Source organism: Pantoea osteomyelitidis, assembly GCF_044342975.1.
Classification (GTDB): Bacteria; Pseudomonadota; Gammaproteobacteria; order Enterobacterales; family Enterobacteriaceae; genus Pantoea; species Pantoea osteomyelitidis.
This window is the reverse complement of the sequence record NZ_JBGFSN010000004.1, coordinates 1,517,886-1,533,588: the sequence shown is the minus strand read 5'-3', so window position 1 is coordinate 1,533,588 and position 15,703 is coordinate 1,517,886. Positions and strand designations below refer to the sequence as shown.

Here is a 15,703-nt window from a genome sequence, read left to right as displayed (position 1 = left end):
CGCGATAATTAATCCCCCGAATAACGAAGGCCGCCTCTCTTGTTTCGTTTCTGTAGCCAGTTGTGCAATACAGTGACATAACCTGTAAGATGATCCTTCTATCCTTACAGAAAAATGCGAATTGACTTAGTTAATATGAATACTTCTACTTTTAAGGGCGTACAGGCGCTGAGAGGAATTGCAGCGCTGAGCGTTATGCTGTTTCACTTTCGTTGGAACATTAATGCCGTCAGCCCTGGCCTTGGCGATAAGCTTTTTGGATGGGGTGCAACCGGGGTAGATCTCTTCTTTCTCATCAGTGGCTTTGTGATTACTTTAAGCGCAGCAAAAACACCCCAAGGGATAAGCGGCGCACTAACTTTTTTGAAAAAAAGAGCATTTCGTATATTACCTGCTTACTACATCATTCTGATTATTTCTTTTTTTCTCAGCGGGGCAATGAGTACTTTCCATTACGCTGACAAGACTGAAAACTTCATCAGTGCGTTAACCTTCATGCCAATATATCCCGATCACGCTCCTTTTTACGTCGCTGATAGTGGTTTGTATGGCGTCAGATGGACGCTGAATTATGAAGTTATGTTTTATTTATTTGTTTCAGTCGCTTTGCTGTTCGCAAAGCGCTGGGTTTGGGTAGCTTTACTTTTCGCAGCGACCCTAATTTTACTACCTTTAATGTTATGGCATAACTTAAGCTTAGATCCATCAGGCTATACAACAAAATCGGCGCTGCTGGGGCTGATAACTAATCCAGTTATCTGGTTGTTTCTTACAGGCATGGCCTTAGGATTGGTTCTTCCCTATCTGACATGGTTACCCCCTCGTTTGATGGTATTCTTTACTGTACTTAGCCTGATTGCCGCCGCTTACTTCTTTAGTCATGGCCTGTTTATCGGACACGGAATACTTAGTTCCGGATGGATATATAGCTTAATTCTTTTTTGCGTCGTCTTGTCTGAGGGGATTATCGGGAAATATGTACCATCTGTTCTTATGTGGCTGGGTAATATCTCCTTTTCCCTTTATCTCATACATACTTTAATGAATAACGGAATAGGGAAGCGATTTGTGCATTTTGGTATCGCCGACGGGTACGGAAGATTAATTATTTCTGTGATTGCTTCCTTTTTACTGGCCTGGCTGTCTTGGCGCTATATAGAAAGACCATTTATCCAGGCCAGGAAGAAAAAGGCTTCCTCTCTTAAGGAAGGTTTTTCCTGAAAATTACCGGAACCTCTCCCCAGCTCAGCCATAAAATTTTTAGTTTCTACGGTAAATCCCGGCAGCCTCCCTTTGAGCGTCAGACGCAAGAGCTGCTTGACCTGGCGAGTAAAATGATCCCGCGTCCCGTTCACGGCGAACTAAGCTATAAAGCATGATGAACAAACGTATACTATTTGGCGTACTGGCGCTGGCATTCCTGCTGGGATCCATCTTGCGATGGGTCACCACCGGCGGTTTCGCATGGCTACTAATGCTGTTTTTTGCTGCGCTCTGCGCCTGGTTCAGCATCAGATCGTCCGACAAGCCAGGCAGATAACCTTTCACAATCAATGCCAGACGTAGATTCGTCAGGCTCCCTGACAGCACCTCAATTCATACTTTTTTTCAATTTATTCAAACCTGTTAAAACCATTTGCCGTACAACGTGCGCCTGAATACCGCAATTTGAGGATGGAGTGTTGAAAAGGCGTCTGTTGTTTACTGTTTCTGGAGTGGTTTTATGGGCATCGCTGGCGCAGGCCGATGATAATGCAATGCCGTTTCCCCTGACGCCACCGGCTATTGATGCGGCTTCCTGGGTATTGATGGATGCCACCACCGGGCAAATCCTCACCGCGGGCAATCCGGACGAGCGCCGCAACCCTGCCAGCCTGACCAAACTGATGACCGGCTACGTCGTGGACCGCGCCATCGATCAGCACAAAATTTCCCGCGACGACCAGGTTACCGTGGGTAAAGATGCCTGGGCGGCGGGCAATCCGGTGTTCAAAGGCTCCTCGCTGATGTTCCTCAAGCCGGGCGACAAAGTGACGGTGCGCGATCTCAGCCGCGGCGTGATCATCGATTCCGGCAACGATGCCTGCGTGGCGCTGGCCGATTACGTCGCAGGCAGCCAGCAAAACTTCGTCACGCTGATGAACCAGTATGTCGAAAAGTTGGGGCTGACCAACACCCATTTTGAGACGGTGCACGGTCTGGATGCGCCCGGCCAGTTCACCACCGCGCGCGATTTGGCTGTGCTGTCGCGCGCCATCATTGCCGGCGAGCCTGACTTCTACCAGATGTATAGCGAAAAAACGCTGACCTGGAACGGGATCACGCAGAACAACCGCAACGGCCTGCTGTGGGATAATAATCTGCACGTTGACGGTTTAAAAACCGGTCATACCGAGAGCGCCGGTTTTAACATCATTGCGTCGAATATTGTTGGTCGCCACCGTCTGATCGCGGTGATCATGGGCGGCAAAAGCCCGAAAGGTCGTGAAGAGCAGGCGCGTAAACTGCTGATCTGGGGACAGAGCAACTTTGATACCGTGCAGCTGTTTCATGCCGGGAAAAAAATCGGCACGGAGAATGTATGGTACGGCGCGCCGCATCAGGTAGATGTCGGCACAGAAAAAGACATTTATCTCTCGCTGCCGCGCAGCGAAATGCAGAACGTGAAGGCGAAATACATCATCGACCGTAAGGATCTGGAAGCGCCGCTACAGGCGAATGAGAAGATCGGTGAGATTCAGGTGATGGATAAAGACAAACAGCTGGCAAGCTATCCGCTGGTAGCGCTGAACGCAGTGGAAAAAGCGGGCATGGTGACGCGTATCACCGATTATCTGAAGCAGAAGCTCTAACCGTTTGAAAAAAATGAAGCAGGCAGAACAGAGGTTCTGCTGCTTCACCGGAACTATTTTGCGGAACGCGCCAGACGCTGCCGGGCGTTCGCATTTTAACGCCATCCTTTTGCGGTTACTGTTTTAATTCTTCAAATCTTGTTTCATCTGTTTGACCTGATCCGCTTTCACCGGCTCAGCCGCATTGCCCCAGCTGTTACGCACGTAGGTCAGTACCGCCGCTATCTGCTCATCGCTCAGCTTACCGGCGAAGGAAGGCATCGCGGGGGCGGTCGGCCTGGCGTCGGTATCGACGCCGCGACTGCCCGCCAGCACCACGTGCAACAGCGAAGTGACGTTCGGCTGATTCACCAGCGGATTATTTGCCAGCTGCGGGAAGATGTTGCGCTCGCCGCGTCCGCCCGGCGCATGGCAGGCGGAACACTTCGCCTCGTACACCAGCGCGCCCTGTTTCATACGCTCATCGTTGGCATCAAGGGGCTGCGGCTGCTTATCGTCTGACTTTTCATTGTCTTTCAGATAAACCGCCACCGCCTGCAGATCCTCATCACGCCAGTGCTGCGTTGAGTGACGCACCGCATCGGCCATCGGGCCGGAAGCGATGGCGTAACGGTTCACGCCGGTGCGCAGATAGGTCACGATATCTTCCTGCGTCCATTTGCCGAGGCCAATATGCTCGTTAGCGGTAATGTTCGGCGCATACCAATCCTCCACCTCGGAACCGTGCAGGAACTCACTGTTTTTGTCGCCGCCCAGCAGATTTTTCGGCGTATGGCAGGTGCCGCAGTGGCCCAGGCTCTGCACCAGATAGGCGCCGCGATTCCACTGTTCCGACTTGTTGCGGTCGGGTTGATATTCCCCTTTGCCAAAGTTAATCCAGTTCCAGAAGATCAGGGTGTTACGCATATTGAACGGGAAGGGCAGCAGGTTGGTCTCCACCGGGTTGTGATAGGGTTGCAGAGTCTGCATATAAGCCCAGAGATCCTGAACATCCTTCTCTTTCATTTTGGTGTAGGCGGTATAGGGCATGGCACCGTAGAGACGCTCACCATGCTGGCCCAGGCCTTCATTCATTGCGCGGCGGAACTGTTCGTATGACCAGTCGCCAATGCCGGTTTCCCGGTCGGGCGTAATATTGGCGCCCACCAGAGTGCCAAACGGCGTTTGCAGCTTTACGCCGCCCGCAAAGGGTTTAGCGGGATCGGTAGTATGACAGGCGGTACAGTCGCCGAGCACGGCGATATATTGACCACGCTTAATCTGATCGTAATCGGGCTGCGCCTGGGTTGCGAATGTGCTGAGGGCGCTGCACAGTAGCGCGGCTGCGCTGAGAAGATGACGTGTTTTCATGCGGTAATCATCTCCCCCGGACGTTTCAGATAGTAGTTGCGGATATCGTGCGCCGCTTTAAACGCCAGCGCGCCGACGGTGCCGGTAGGGTTATAGCCCGGATTCTGCGGGAACGCCGAGGCGCCGACCACAAACAGGTTCGGCACATCCCACACCTGCAAATGCTTGTTTACCGAGCTGATTGAGGGATCAGCGCCCATGACAAAACCGCCTACCACATGGGAGGATTGATAGGGCACGCTGCTCCAGTGGCCGGTCATTGGCTTCACGATCATTTCGCGCGGATTCATCGCTTTGGCAATCTCCGCTACTTTGCCGGTGCAGTACTGCGCCATTTTCAAATCGTTCTGCGAAAAGTCGAAGGTAATGCGCAGCAGCGGACGACCATGGGGATCTTTGTAGTTGGGATCAAGCGACAGATAGTTAGTGCGCGTGGTGTAGCTGCTCGCCTCACAGCCAATCGACATGGTGCTGAGATAGTTTTTCTTCAGCGCCTGCTTCCAGCTTTTGCCCCATTTGGGCGTGCCGGGCGGCAAGGGACGATAGCCAATCGGCGCTGCGCCAATCGGCGTGACGCGAATGCTGCCGCCGCCAAAGAAGCCGAGGCCGCTGTGGTCGAAGTTATCGTTATTAAACTCATCAATGCCCATGCCGACCGCGCCTGCGCCGATAAAAGGATTGAAATTCTTGTCGTCAAAAAACAACGTCACGTTATTGGCAGTTTGATAGGCGTAATTGCGGCCGGTAGTACCCTTGTTGGTCACCGGATCGTAAGGCTCGCCGATACCGGAAAGCAGCATCAGCCGCACATTTTCAAAGGTAAAAGCGGCAACAATCACCAGATCGGCAGGCTGTTCCCACTCATCGCCGGAGGAGTCGATATAGGTCACGCCGGTGGCTTTTTTGCCGGTGGAATCGGTCAGCACCTGCAGCACTTCGGAGTTAGTCCAGGCGGTAAAGTTGGGCTTGCGCATCAGCGCCGGTAACACGGTGGTGATGGCGCTGGCTTTTGAGTAGTTGGCGCAGCCGTAGTTGGTGCAGAAGCCGCAGAAGGTACACGGGCCCATGGTGACGCCATAGGGGTTAGTATAGGCTTCCGAGACCAGCGAAGAGGGCACCGGAAAAGGCTTATAGCCCATTTTGGCTGCCGCCTCGGAAAACAGCATCGGACTGTAGGGCTGGCTCAGCGGGGGAGTAGGGTACTCGCCGGAACGCGGGCCTTCGAAGGGATTGCCGCCTTCGCGCACCTCGCCGTTCAGATTCCCGGCCCGGCCTGAGGTGCCCGCTACGCGTTCAAACTGCATATAGTGCGGCTCCATCTCCTCCCAGGTTGTGCCCCAGTCCTGCAACACCAGCTCTTCGGGAAAGGCGTCCGCGCCGTAACGCTCGGTAAGATAGCTTTTCAGGCGAAACTCATGGGGCTGAAAACGAAAGGTGATGCCTGCCCAGTGGTTGCCCGCGCCGCCTGTGCCGTTGCCGGGATGGAACGAACCCCATGTGCGCATCGGCAGCGCGGTTTCGGAAGGATTGTTACGCATGGTGCAGGTGTTTTGCCGCGTGCGCAGCATCAGCTCTTCGCGCATCACATAACGCAGCTCATCGGTCACGGTAGCGATATTGAAATCGCGGGCGGTATCGCGCCACGGGCCGCGCTCAATGCCGATGACCTCCAGTCCTTCATCAGCCAGTTCATTGGCGATAATCGATCCGGCCCAACCGAGACCGACCACCACCACATCGGTTTTGGGGAGTTTTTTCATGAGTTATCCTTTTGTTGCCACTGACCAATGCTAAGGGGTTCGAGCTTGAGATCTTCGTTATGCCGCGCGATGTAGCCGCGATAGTCATAACGCGCTCCGGGAAAGCCCAGCATCTTCCATGAGGTCATCTCCTTGTTGCCGCCATAAATGGGATCGGCGAAGAACCCTTCCATGGTGTTATTTAATACTTCGATAAAAAAGGATTGCGCATCAAAGCCTTCAAAATGGACCTTTCCTCCCTCCATCGCCACCAGCAGGTCATCCTGCTGCTTTGGCGTCAGGTCGGCGAAATCTTTCTGCGAAACTTTTTGCACATAGCGATTTAGTGCGGCGATGCCCTGACGATAGCGCTGCTGCGGCACCAGCGGCGACTGGTCGCCCTGCTGTACGGTGCCCTCGTGGAACGGACCCTGCATATAAACGCGTTCGAAGGTGCCGTAAAAGCCCTGCAACTGACGATCGATAAACACCGCGCAGCCCGCCTCTTTTCCGCCCATACTGAGTTCATCGGCCGGGATCAGACGATCCACGATCGCTTCAATGGTGCGAGCCTCGGTATCGGTGAAAAAGAGCCAGCCGGTATTGGTGAAGGTTTCAGGGGGATTATCGGCGAAAGGGGACCAGCCGGGCGTGCCTTTCAGAGAGACGGCGTTGGCGGCGCTGCTGACCGTGGCGGCTACGCCCAGCGTTGACCACGTCAGTACCTGCCGTCGTGTCACGCCCGGCAGGGTTTTTGCTCTTTTGCGCATAATGCTTCCTTTATCCATGTTACTAAAAAAAGAACCAGACTCAGCGGTAATGAATAAATTGTTCTGTAGAATTAGAGGTTTTGTAAACGCTATGTTGATTATTGTAAGAGAGCGTCAATACTGTTTTGAAATGTAGAAGTGATGCTAATGCTGTGCAAACACAGAGGGTAAAATAACGCACGAAAAGTCCCTGACGCCGGAAAGCCATTTTGCGCCCTGACAAACCCTTATCGAAAGTTGAGTTCTGGTTATATCGCCACTATCGCAGCGTGCATGGCGTACGTATCGCCATCGCGTTTATTCTCTCTTTTCTCTTTGTCCGGCTGACGAAAATCCCGGAAGGCACCTGGCCGCTGATCACCCTGGTGGTGGTGATGGGACCGATCTCCTCCTGGGGAAACGTCTTTCCCCGCGCCATACAGCGTATCGGCGGCACCCTCGCCGGTTCGATCTCGGGGCTGATCGCCCTGAAGCTGGAGCTGATTTCGCTGCCCGGCATGCTGGCCTGGTGCGCCGTGGTGATGTTTGTCTGCGGTTTTCTCACCCTTGGCAAACATCCCTATATGGCGTTATTGATCGGCATTACCCTGAGCGTGGTGGTGGGCGCCCCGGCGGGTGACTTCACCCTGGCCCTGTGGCGCGGCGGCGATGTGATACTGGGGTCGCTGATGGCTCTGCTGTTCAGCGCCATCTGGGCGCAGCGTGCCTGGTTGCACTGGCGCATCCAGCTTTCCGATACCTTTATGTCGATGGCGAAAATCTATCACGCCGGGTTTTCCCCCAACCTGGTAGACAAACCGCGCCTCAATAAACCGCTGCAACGACTGCTGAGCAGCGTAATTAAAATGCGCGCGCTGCTGGAGCCGTCGAGTAAAGAGACGCGCATTCCAAAATCGGTGTTTGAAGCGATTCAGACCATCAACCGTAATATGGTTTACACGGTGGAGATGCAGATTAATGCCTGGTGGGCGTCGCGCGAAAGTCATCTGATTATGCTTAACGCCACCACGCTGCGGCGTACGCAGGAGATGACGGAAAATACCCTACGTGCGCTCTCTGTGATGCTGGTGAATGGCAACACCGACAAGCTGGCGGCTAACAGTCATGAGCTGGCAGAGATTAGCCGCGAACTGAAACAGCTGATTGCCGATGCGGGCAGCGAGCGGCTGGAAGAGACGCCGATTTACGGCTACGTCTGGCTCAGCCTGGAGCTGGCGAAACAGCTGGAGCGCCAGACAGACCTGATTCGCCTGGCGCTGCGTAAATAGTTTCATCAGACAATGACTTAATGTGAATCGCCGCCTCTTTGCGCTAAGATAAGCGCCAGTCCGATTTTAAATGTGAAAATTGCTTACGGGGCTGCCAAGCCGCTAAGCTGAAGGTCATGACTATTACGCCTGCCACGCAGGCCCAATGAAAGGTGCCATCATGGAAAATGCCAAGCAATCATTTCAGGACGTACTGGAGTTTGTGCGTATGTTCCGCCGTAAGAACAAGCTGCAGCGCGAAATTCACGACAATGAAAAGAAGATTCGTGATAACCAGAAACGTGTGCTGCTGTTGGACAACCTGAGCGAATACATCAAGCCGGGCATGAGCATCGAAGCGATTCAGGAAATTATCGCCTCCATGCGTGTCGACTATGAAGATCGCGTCGATGAGTACATCATCAAAAATGCCGATCTGTCAAAAGAGCGCCGCGATCTGTCGAAAAAGATCAAATCCATGGGCGAGCCGAAAGCGCAGTAAACCTGACAGAATATTAAGAGAAGAGCGGCCTGAGGGCCGCTTTTTTATTGATGCTCGTCCAGCTGACGCGCAATACGCTGAAGCTGACGCGCCAGCTGCTGCATATCCGGTTTGCCTGACGGCGGCGGCGCGGTGGTGGCGCGCAGCACCAGCGTGGTCTCCAGCACCGACGGCGGAGCCGCTTCCATATTGAGACGGGCCAACAGCCGGTCAACGCTCACCTCTCCCAGCTGCTGCAAATCCTGCCGCACCGTGGTCAGCGGCGGCTGATACCAGGCGCTTTCCGCCGTATCGTCATAGCCAATCAGCGAAATTTCCTGCGGAATCGCCACGCCGTGCTGATGCAGCGCACGCATCGCGCCCAGCGCCATCTGATCGTTGGCCACCAGCAGCGCCTGCGGCAGGTTGTGCGGCAGCAGCGACATCACCGCCTGATAGCCGGAACGGGCGCTCCAGTCGCCGGTCAGCACGCAGTATGGACGTAGCTGATGCACCGCCAGCGCCTCCTCCCAGGCGTGAAAGCGTTGACGGGCAGACACTGAATGCTCAGGCCCGTTCAGCAGGCCGATGTTGCGGTGACCGAGCGCCAGCAGATGCGCCACGCCCTGCTGTGCGCCCGCCGTGCTGCTGAACTGACATTGCGCGACCTCAGCCTCCGTCGCCACATCAAGGAACAGCGTGGGCTTTTCGCCGCACAGCGCCTGCAACTGCTGCGCATCCGCATTCTCCAGCGGCAGATTGATCAACAGGCCATCCACGCGCTGCGCCAGCAGCTCGTTCACCGTGGCGCGCGCCGCTTCAACACCGCTTTTCGCCGCCATCGCAATCACCAGATGATAACCCTGGGCCACCGCCCGGTGCTGAATGGCAGAGGCGATCTGCGCAGGCGCCATCAGCGCCAGATCGCTGGTCGCCAGTCCGAGCGTACGCGTGGCTTTTCCCGCCAGCTGCTGCGCAACGCGATTAGGCACGTAGTTAAGCTGCCGCATCGCCGCTTCTACCCGCTGCTGCGTTTGCGCGGAAACCTGGGCCGAGCGGTTAAGCACCCGTGACACGGTCTGGTAGGAGACGCCAGCCAGGCGGGCGACGTCATCCAGGGTTTTAGCGCGCGAAGTCATTGTTCTCTCCTGAAGTCAGAGCGGCGAGTGTAGCAAATTTTTTCCTCGCCTCCCCGACCGCAGGCGCTACACTGCGCAAAACCACCCACGGGAGAAAGCGATGCCGCTCAAGCAGAACGAGATACGCGATGTAAATATCATTGCCGCCTGGCTGGCGCTGGATGAACTGGCTCCTCAGGGAGATGACAGTGCCGATCTGGTGATCCTTGCCGGTCATGCGGTGTTGCCCAATATCGAAGGGGCGGTCGCGCTGGCGAAAAAATATCAGCTGCCGCTGCTGATCAGCGGCGGAATCGGCCACGCCACGCCGCTGCTGGCGCAGGCAATGGCGACACATCCGCTTTACCATGATCTGTCTACCGACGGCAAAAGCGAGGCGGAAATGCTGGCGGCCATCGCGCAAACCTTTGCCGCTCTGCAGGAGGATCAACTGCTGCTGGAAACCACCTCCCGCAACGGCGGTGAGAATGCGGCTTACAGCCAGAAACTGCTGGATGAGCGCAACATCCAGCCGCAGCGTGTAGTGCTGGTGCAGGATCCGCTATTGCAGCGGCGCGCCACGGAAACCTTTCGCTGGCAGTGGCGCGATCGTCCCGATGCGCCGCAGTTTATCAGCTGGCCGGTATTTCAGCCGCAGCTGGTGGATGATAACGGGATGACGCGCATCACCGGGGCGCAGGCGCAGGGGTTATGGTCGCTGGAGCGCTTTATCTCCCTGCTGATGGGAGAGGTGAAGCGTCTGCGTGACGATGAGCAGGGTTACGGCCCACGCGGCAAAGGATACTTCGGCCATGTTGCGCTGCCGGATGCGGTAGAGGAGGCGTGGCAAAGGCTGATGCGCGTGCCGGAGATCCAAGCGCGCATCAGCCGTTAACTTAGCGGGCGTGCTGGTAAACGCACAGATTAACGTAAACCGCATTCAGCAGCGGCGTCGACACGCCGTTGCGCGTGGCGCGTGCCAGCAGATCGCCGATAATATGGTCCGCCTCGACGGCGTTGCCCTGGTTCAGATCGCGGTACATGGAGGAAGTCATCGGCGTGGCGGGATTATTCAGCGTTTCATAAATTTTCGCCGTCACCGCAGGCCGCTCCTGATAGCCGTCGCCGCGCATCACCGCAAGGATTTCGCTGAACAGCCCCTGCAACAGGGTTTCGCCGCCGGGCGACTGTAATATCTGTTGCGTATTGCCGCGCGACAGGCAGGTCACTGCGCCCAGCGTGCTCAGCAGCAGCCATTTTTCCCACAGGTCGCTGAGAATGGTTTCGGTGAGAATATTATCAACGCCGCAGCCGCTGAACGCCTCATCCAGCGCCTGCAAACGTTCGCCGTTTTCGCCGCTCAGCTCGCCGTAAAAGATCTGATGCAGAGGCGACATCTGCACGATTTCGCCCTGCGGACCGAGCGTGGCATGGATCTTACACAAGCCGCCAATCACCTTTTCCGCGCCGAAGCGCTGACGCAGGGTATCGATATGACGCATGCCGTTAAGAATCGGCATGATCAGCGTCTGTTCGCCCACTGCCGGTGCGATATCTTCCAGCGCCTGCTCCAGCGCAAAACTCTTCACCGTCAGGATAATCAGATCGTATGCGCTGTTCAATTCGCTCGCCAGCCGGGTATTGGGCGTTAGGGTGAAATCGCCCAGCGGGCTTTGCACCTGTAAACCCTGCTGCTCCAGCTGCTGCTTGCGTCGTTCACGCACCAGAAAAGTAACGTCACGTCCCGCCTGCGCCAGACGCGCGCCGAAATAACCGCCGGTGGCTCCGGCGCCCACAATAAGAATTCGCATCGTTCTGTTTTTCCTTGAAAGTGAAACTTCTACCATAAAGCGCACCCCCAGGGGTTTCCAGTGTTTAAAGGTGTAAAATTGTACACGCAGCGCCGTGATCGACCTCTGGCGCCTGACAAAGGGGCAATGAGGATGATTTTCCAGCTTGTGCAAAAAAGTTGATGATGCGCGCGAAAACTATTGGCTATCAGTCACCTCGTGTCTGGCGTAACCTTTTGGCATCGAAACCTGAATGATCACGTCAGGGCCTGAAAGGCTCACGAGGAAAATTTCACTATGAAAAAGATTGGCTTTTTATCCTTTGGTCACTGGACGCCCTCATCGCAGTCGGCCACCCGCTCGGCGCAGGATGTTCTGTTGCAGTCGATCGATCTGGCGGTGGCGGCGGAGGAGCTGGGTGCCGATGGCGCTTATTTCCGCGTCCACCACTTTGCCCGTCAGCTCAGCTCGCCTTTTCCGCTGCTGGCTGCGGTCGGCGCTAAAACCAGCCGTATTGAGATCGGCACCGGCGTTATCGATATGCGTTATGAAAACCCGTTCTATATGGCTGAAGATGCCGGTGCGGCCGATCTGATCGCCGGTGGCCGTTTACAGCTCGGCATCAGCCGGGGTTCGCCTGAGCAGGTGATCGAGGGCTGGCGCCACTTCGGCTATGCGCCGCAGCAAGGGGAGACGGACGCCGATATGGGCCGCCGTCATACCGAAACGCTGCTTGAGGTGCTGCGCGGCGAAGGTTTTGCCAAACCCAATCCGCAGCCAATGTTTCCGAATCCGCCGGGATTGCTGCGCCTCGAACCCTTCTCGGAAGGTCTACGTGAGCGTATCTGGTGGGGTTCCGGCTCCAACGCCACGGCAGAGTGGGCGGCGAAGATGGGCATGAATCTGCAAAGCTCCACGCTCAAAGATGATGAAACCGGCGAGCCGTTCCATATTCAGCAGGCGAAGCAGATTCGCGCCTATCGTGAAGCCTGGAAAGCGGCTGGTCATAACCGTGAGCCGCGTGTCTCCGTCAGCCGCAGTATCTTTGCGCTGGTGAACGAGATGGATCGCGCCTACTTTGGACGCGGCGGTCAGGAGGGGGATTCCATCGGTTTCCTCGACGAGAAAACTCGCGCCATCTTTGGCCGCAGCTATGCTGGCGAACCGGATGCGCTGGTGAAACAGCTTGAAAAAGATGAGGCGATTGCGGAAGCGGATACGCTGCTGCTCACCGTGCCGAACCAGCTGGGCGTGGAGTACAACGTACACGTCATTGAATCGATTCTGAAGCACGTCGCCCCCGCGCTGGGCTGGCGCTAAGCGCTGCTGCGGCCAGGCCGCAGCTGATTTTGTCGCAATGAAAAACGCCCCGGTCTTTTTGCAAAGACCGGGGCGTTGAATTTGGCTCCTCTGACTGGACTCGAACCAGTGACATACGGATTAACAGTCCGCCGTTCTACCGACTGAACTACAGAGGAATCGTTGGAACGGGGCGCATATTATCGGGCAGGGCAGGGCTTGTCAAAGCCCTTTTTCACAATTTTTATCGACTGCTGAATAAAGCACCAGTTGCTGACGATTCTGCCGCCATGCACGCGTCACGGGCAGCGGCTATGGTTAAGGCAGGTGAAAATTCTCAACGGGAGAAGCGTGTGGAACATGAACCTGAACGTCTGATCGCGTCCCGGCTGATGCTGACGCGTGAACAACGTCAGCAAACCCGGCGCGCCCTGCAACGTAACGCCACGCACGATGCGGAGCCGGACAGAGCGCGTGCGCAGCGCTACGCCTTTCAGCAGCGGCTGCGACAAACGGTGATTACCGGCGGGCAGACAGATTTCCTGCCCAGCGCTTTTTTACAGCAGGGCATGGCCTGCGCCCGCGCCGTGGCGCTGGTGCGTGAAGAGGGCATACCGAAAGGCACCGGCTTTCTGACTTATGGCGGCCTGTTTATCACCAATCATCATGTGTTGCCTGCCAAACCGCGCAAAGGATCGATCACCCTGGAATTTGGTTACTGGCAAACGGCGGCGGGCGAGACAGAGTCCGGCAAGCTTTATCATGTCGATGCGGAACGCTTCTGGCTCACCAGCCCGCTGGAGACGTTTGACTGCACGCTTATTGCGCTGGGCGAGGCGCTCAACCCGGCGGATAGCCGCCTGCCGGGTGTCATCGTCCTCAGTGACCGCAGCGATAAACATGCGCTGGGCATCAATCTGAACCTGATCCACCATCCGGGCGGTGCGCCGCAGCAGCTTACCCTGCGTAATAACCCGCTGCTGGCGCGGCATGAACAGCTGTTGCATTACGCCGCCGACAGCGATGAAGGTTCGTCCGGCGCGCCGGTGTTTAACGATGGCTGGCAACTGGTTGCTCTGCATCATGGCAGCGTTGAGGAGACGCCGGGCGGGGCGCGCATCAACGAGGGAATTCGCGTCAGCGCGCTGGTGGACTGGCTGAAAGGGGCGCTGTCGCAGCTGCCGGAGCCGATGCAGCCGCTGCTGCTGAGCGCGTTAAACGCGGACGCAAGCGCGCGACCGTTTGCTGCTTTTACCGCCGCAGCGCCGGACAGCAACTATGCCAATCGCGACGGCTATCAGGCCGATTTCGTGCAGGGACAAAGGGTGGCGCTGGCGGAGATCGTCGCCCCGCGCGCGGCTGAGGTGGCGCCGCTGCGTGACGGCAGGCAGGGCAGCGAGGCGATACTCAATTATGAACATTTCTCTTTACTGATGAGCGCGGAACGTCGTCTGGCGTTTCTGACCGCCACCAACATTGATGGCGCGCGTTATATCACTATCGATCGCGGAAGCGGTCAGCCCTCGCTGCTGCCGGAGGCGGACAGCTGGTATGAGGATAGCCGCATCGACAGCGACTACATGCTGGGTCAGGCGTTCTATCGCGAATTCAGCCGCTGGTTCGATCGTGGTCATCTGACGCGCCGCAGCGATCCCACCTGGGGCAGCGCTGAACAGGCGGTGCGCGCCAACAAAGATACCTTCCATTTTACCAACTGCTCGCCGCAACACTTTCGCTTTAATCAGAGCCTGCAATACTGGCAGGGCGTTGAACGATATATTCTGGAATTCGGCGTTTTGCAAGACAAGCGGCAGATTACCGTGCTGACCGGGCCGGTGTTAAATGACCAGTGGCGGCAATATGGCGAGGCAAAAGTGCCGCTAATGTACTGGAAAGCAGTGCTGCGTCTCGGCCCGGAAGGCAAACCGCAGGCTACGGCGCTGCTGGTCTCTCAAGCCATGCTGCTGGATGAGCCGCGCCGTCTGCTGCCACAGGCGCAGCCTGATGCTGCGCCCAATGTCGATGAATATCGCATCACCGTCAGCGGGCTGGAGCAGCTGACCGGCCTTGATTTCGCCGCATTTCGCGACTGGGACAGCTGGCAGCCGGAACCCGCCCTACGGGCCGAACCTTTACCGGCTGCGTTAATTATGGAATGGCGCGATCTGCTTTAATCACCTCCGGCCCACTGCGAAAGATGAAAATCCTCAGCGCTTAGCGGGCTGCGCGCCCGCTTTCTCCCACCACAGCTTGTCGAGATCGTAATAACGATCGCGCTCGCTTTCCGGCTGATTAAGATCGCGTTTCCAGGGCTTCGCCTGGATATAATGCAGATTCTTTACCGCCTCCCGTCGCCAGATGGCCGGGTGCTGATAGGGCAAGGTTTTCAGCGCGTTGTAAAACCAGGGAAGCGGCAGCCAGCGGTCGGCGAAAACTTCATTCAGCAGATCCTGCTCGGAGAAAGGATAAGCCGCGAGATCGCTGATGGCCGTAACGCGCGCGGCCAGCTCGTTGAATACCGCGTTGTCCGGCTTCAGCAGCAGAAAGCCGCCGTTCAGATAGCGATCCAGCGAGGCGGGCGCCGCTTCATTGCGCTCCTGCCAGGTGTAGTGGCAATGCGCCGGCTGCCAGGATTCAGGATAGGTAACAACCTTGTTGGGATTGCAGCGGCAGGCGTGGCAGGCAGCCAGCAGGTTATCAGCCAAATCCTGGGTAAAAAGCTCATCCATGTTCTGCAAAACCAGCATATCGGCATCGAGAAACACCACGCGTTCACATTCGGTTAACTGCCAGACGCGCAGTTTGGTCCAGACTTCAGCAAACTGCGCCGAGGCGTAATGGTGCGGCAGATCGGCAGGCGGCGCGAGTGGCTCAACCGGATGGATCACGCAGCCCTCCGCCTGCAATGCTTCACGATCGCGGATGGCAATGGCGTCGGTGACCATCACCACCAGCGGCCAGCGCGTTTTGCTCTGCTGCAACGAATGGTGCAAAGCTTTTACGCCCGGCAGGTAATCAGGCTGTGTTAATAGTGTTACCCAGGCAAACATCTTTCCC

At 56.4% G+C, this 15,703-nt stretch carries 14 protein-coding genes and 1 tRNA gene; 8 read left to right on the top strand and 7 right to left on the bottom strand.

Annotated features, from left to right (window positions below; translation table 11 throughout):
* Nucleotides 1–135: 135 nt before the first annotated feature.
* The 3 genes from ABU178_RS12345 to dacD all read left to right on the top strand — a co-directional run bounded on the left by ABU178_RS12345 (nucleotide 136) and on the right by dacD (nucleotide 2,852).
* Nucleotides 136–1,221 carry an acyltransferase family protein gene (locus ABU178_RS12345; RefSeq protein WP_397215198.1) on the top strand — a complete coding sequence of 362 codons (1,086 nt, stop codon included), beginning with the start codon at nucleotides 136–138 and terminating at the stop codon, nucleotides 1,219–1,221.
* Between the two features lie 154 nt (nucleotides 1,222–1,375).
* The gene (locus ABU178_RS12340) at nucleotides 1,376–1,540 is read left to right on the top strand and encodes a hypothetical protein (protein ID WP_397215196.1); all 165 of its coding nucleotides are present in this window, start codon (nucleotides 1,376–1,378) and stop codon (nucleotides 1,538–1,540) included.
* A gap of 142 nt (nucleotides 1,541–1,682) precedes the next feature.
* Nucleotides 1,683–2,852 carry a serine-type D-Ala-D-Ala carboxypeptidase DacD gene (gene dacD / locus ABU178_RS12335; protein ID WP_397215194.1) on the top strand — a complete coding sequence of 390 codons (1,170 nt, stop codon included), beginning with the start codon at nucleotides 1,683–1,685 and terminating at the stop codon, nucleotides 2,850–2,852.
* Between the two features lie 123 nt (nucleotides 2,853–2,975).
* On the opposite strand, the gene ABU178_RS12330 is transcribed toward dacD, so the two are convergent.
* From ABU178_RS12330 to ABU178_RS12320, 3 genes are read right to left on the bottom strand one after another with little or no spacing between them, the layout of a single operon-like run.
* Nucleotides 2,976–4,202, bottom strand: coding sequence for a c-type cytochrome (locus tag ABU178_RS12330; protein WP_397215192.1), 1,227 nt, complete (start codon nucleotides 4,200–4,202; stop codon nucleotides 2,976–2,978).
* The gene (locus ABU178_RS12325) at nucleotides 4,199–5,962 is read right to left on the bottom strand and encodes a GMC family oxidoreductase (protein ID WP_397215190.1); all 1,764 of its coding nucleotides are present in this window, start codon (nucleotides 5,960–5,962) and stop codon (nucleotides 4,199–4,201) included. The genes ABU178_RS12330 and ABU178_RS12325 overlap by 4 nt, the downstream gene beginning before the upstream one ends.
* Entirely contained in the window at nucleotides 5,959–6,711 is a 753-nt protein-coding gene (locus ABU178_RS12320; protein ID WP_397215188.1) for a gluconate 2-dehydrogenase subunit 3 family protein, read from the bottom strand. The genes ABU178_RS12325 and ABU178_RS12320 overlap by 4 nt, the downstream gene beginning before the upstream one ends.
* A gap of 209 nt (nucleotides 6,712–6,920) precedes the next feature.
* On the opposite strand from ABU178_RS12320, the gene ABU178_RS12315 reads away from it, so the two are divergent.
* Both ABU178_RS12315 and tmaR read left to right on the top strand, forming a co-directional pair.
* Nucleotides 6,921–7,979 carry an FUSC family protein gene (locus ABU178_RS12315; RefSeq protein ID WP_397215187.1) on the top strand — a complete coding sequence of 353 codons (1,059 nt, stop codon included), beginning with the start codon at nucleotides 6,921–6,923 and terminating at the stop codon, nucleotides 7,977–7,979.
* 160 nt (nucleotides 7,980–8,139) lie between these two features.
* Nucleotides 8,140–8,460: a PTS system regulator TmaR gene (tmaR, locus tag ABU178_RS12310; RefSeq protein WP_215846430.1), complete on the top strand. Its 321-nt coding sequence runs from the start codon at nucleotides 8,140–8,142 to the stop codon at nucleotides 8,458–8,460.
* A 44-nt stretch (nucleotides 8,461–8,504) separates the two neighbouring features.
* Here the strand turns inward: tmaR and ABU178_RS12305 are convergent, their stop codons facing one another.
* The gene (locus ABU178_RS12305; RefSeq protein WP_397215185.1) at nucleotides 8,505–9,578 is read right to left on the bottom strand and encodes a LacI family DNA-binding transcriptional regulator; all 1,074 of its coding nucleotides are present in this window, start codon (nucleotides 9,576–9,578) and stop codon (nucleotides 8,505–8,507) included.
* A 100-nt stretch (nucleotides 9,579–9,678) separates the two neighbouring features.
* Here ABU178_RS12305 and ABU178_RS12300 point away from each other — a divergent pair, with 100 nt between their 5' ends.
* Entirely contained in the window at nucleotides 9,679–10,452 is a 774-nt protein-coding gene (locus tag ABU178_RS12300; protein ID WP_397215183.1) for a YdcF family protein, read from the top strand.
* 1 nt (nucleotide 10,453) lies between these two features.
* Here ABU178_RS12300 and panE read toward each other — a convergent pair whose 3' ends face one another.
* On the bottom strand, nucleotides 10,454–11,368 hold the full coding sequence (gene panE, locus ABU178_RS12295; protein WP_397215181.1) for a 2-dehydropantoate 2-reductase: 915 nt from the start codon (nucleotides 11,366–11,368) through the stop codon (nucleotides 10,454–10,456).
* Between the two features lie 276 nt (nucleotides 11,369–11,644).
* On the opposite strand from panE, the gene ABU178_RS12290 reads away from it, so the two are divergent.
* Nucleotides 11,645–12,667, top strand: coding sequence for an LLM class flavin-dependent oxidoreductase (locus tag ABU178_RS12290; RefSeq protein ID WP_397215179.1), 1,023 nt, complete (start codon nucleotides 11,645–11,647; stop codon nucleotides 12,665–12,667).
* Nucleotides 12,668–12,749: 82 nt separating this feature from the next.
* Here the strand turns inward: ABU178_RS12290 and ABU178_RS12285 are convergent.
* Nucleotides 12,750–12,825, bottom strand: a tRNA-Asn gene (locus tag ABU178_RS12285).
* A gap of 174 nt (nucleotides 12,826–12,999) precedes the next feature.
* On the opposite strand from ABU178_RS12285, the gene ABU178_RS12280 reads away from it, so the two are divergent.
* Nucleotides 13,000–14,820: a DNA/RNA non-specific endonuclease gene (locus tag ABU178_RS12280; protein WP_397215178.1), complete on the top strand. Its 1,821-nt coding sequence runs from the start codon at nucleotides 13,000–13,002 to the stop codon at nucleotides 14,818–14,820.
* 33 nt (nucleotides 14,821–14,853) lie between these two features.
* On the opposite strand, the gene ABU178_RS12275 is transcribed toward ABU178_RS12280, so the two are convergent.
* Entirely contained in the window at nucleotides 14,854–15,696 is an 843-nt protein-coding gene (locus tag ABU178_RS12275; RefSeq protein WP_397215175.1) for a glycosyltransferase family 8 protein, read from the bottom strand.
* Nucleotides 15,697–15,703: the final 7 nt, after the last annotated feature.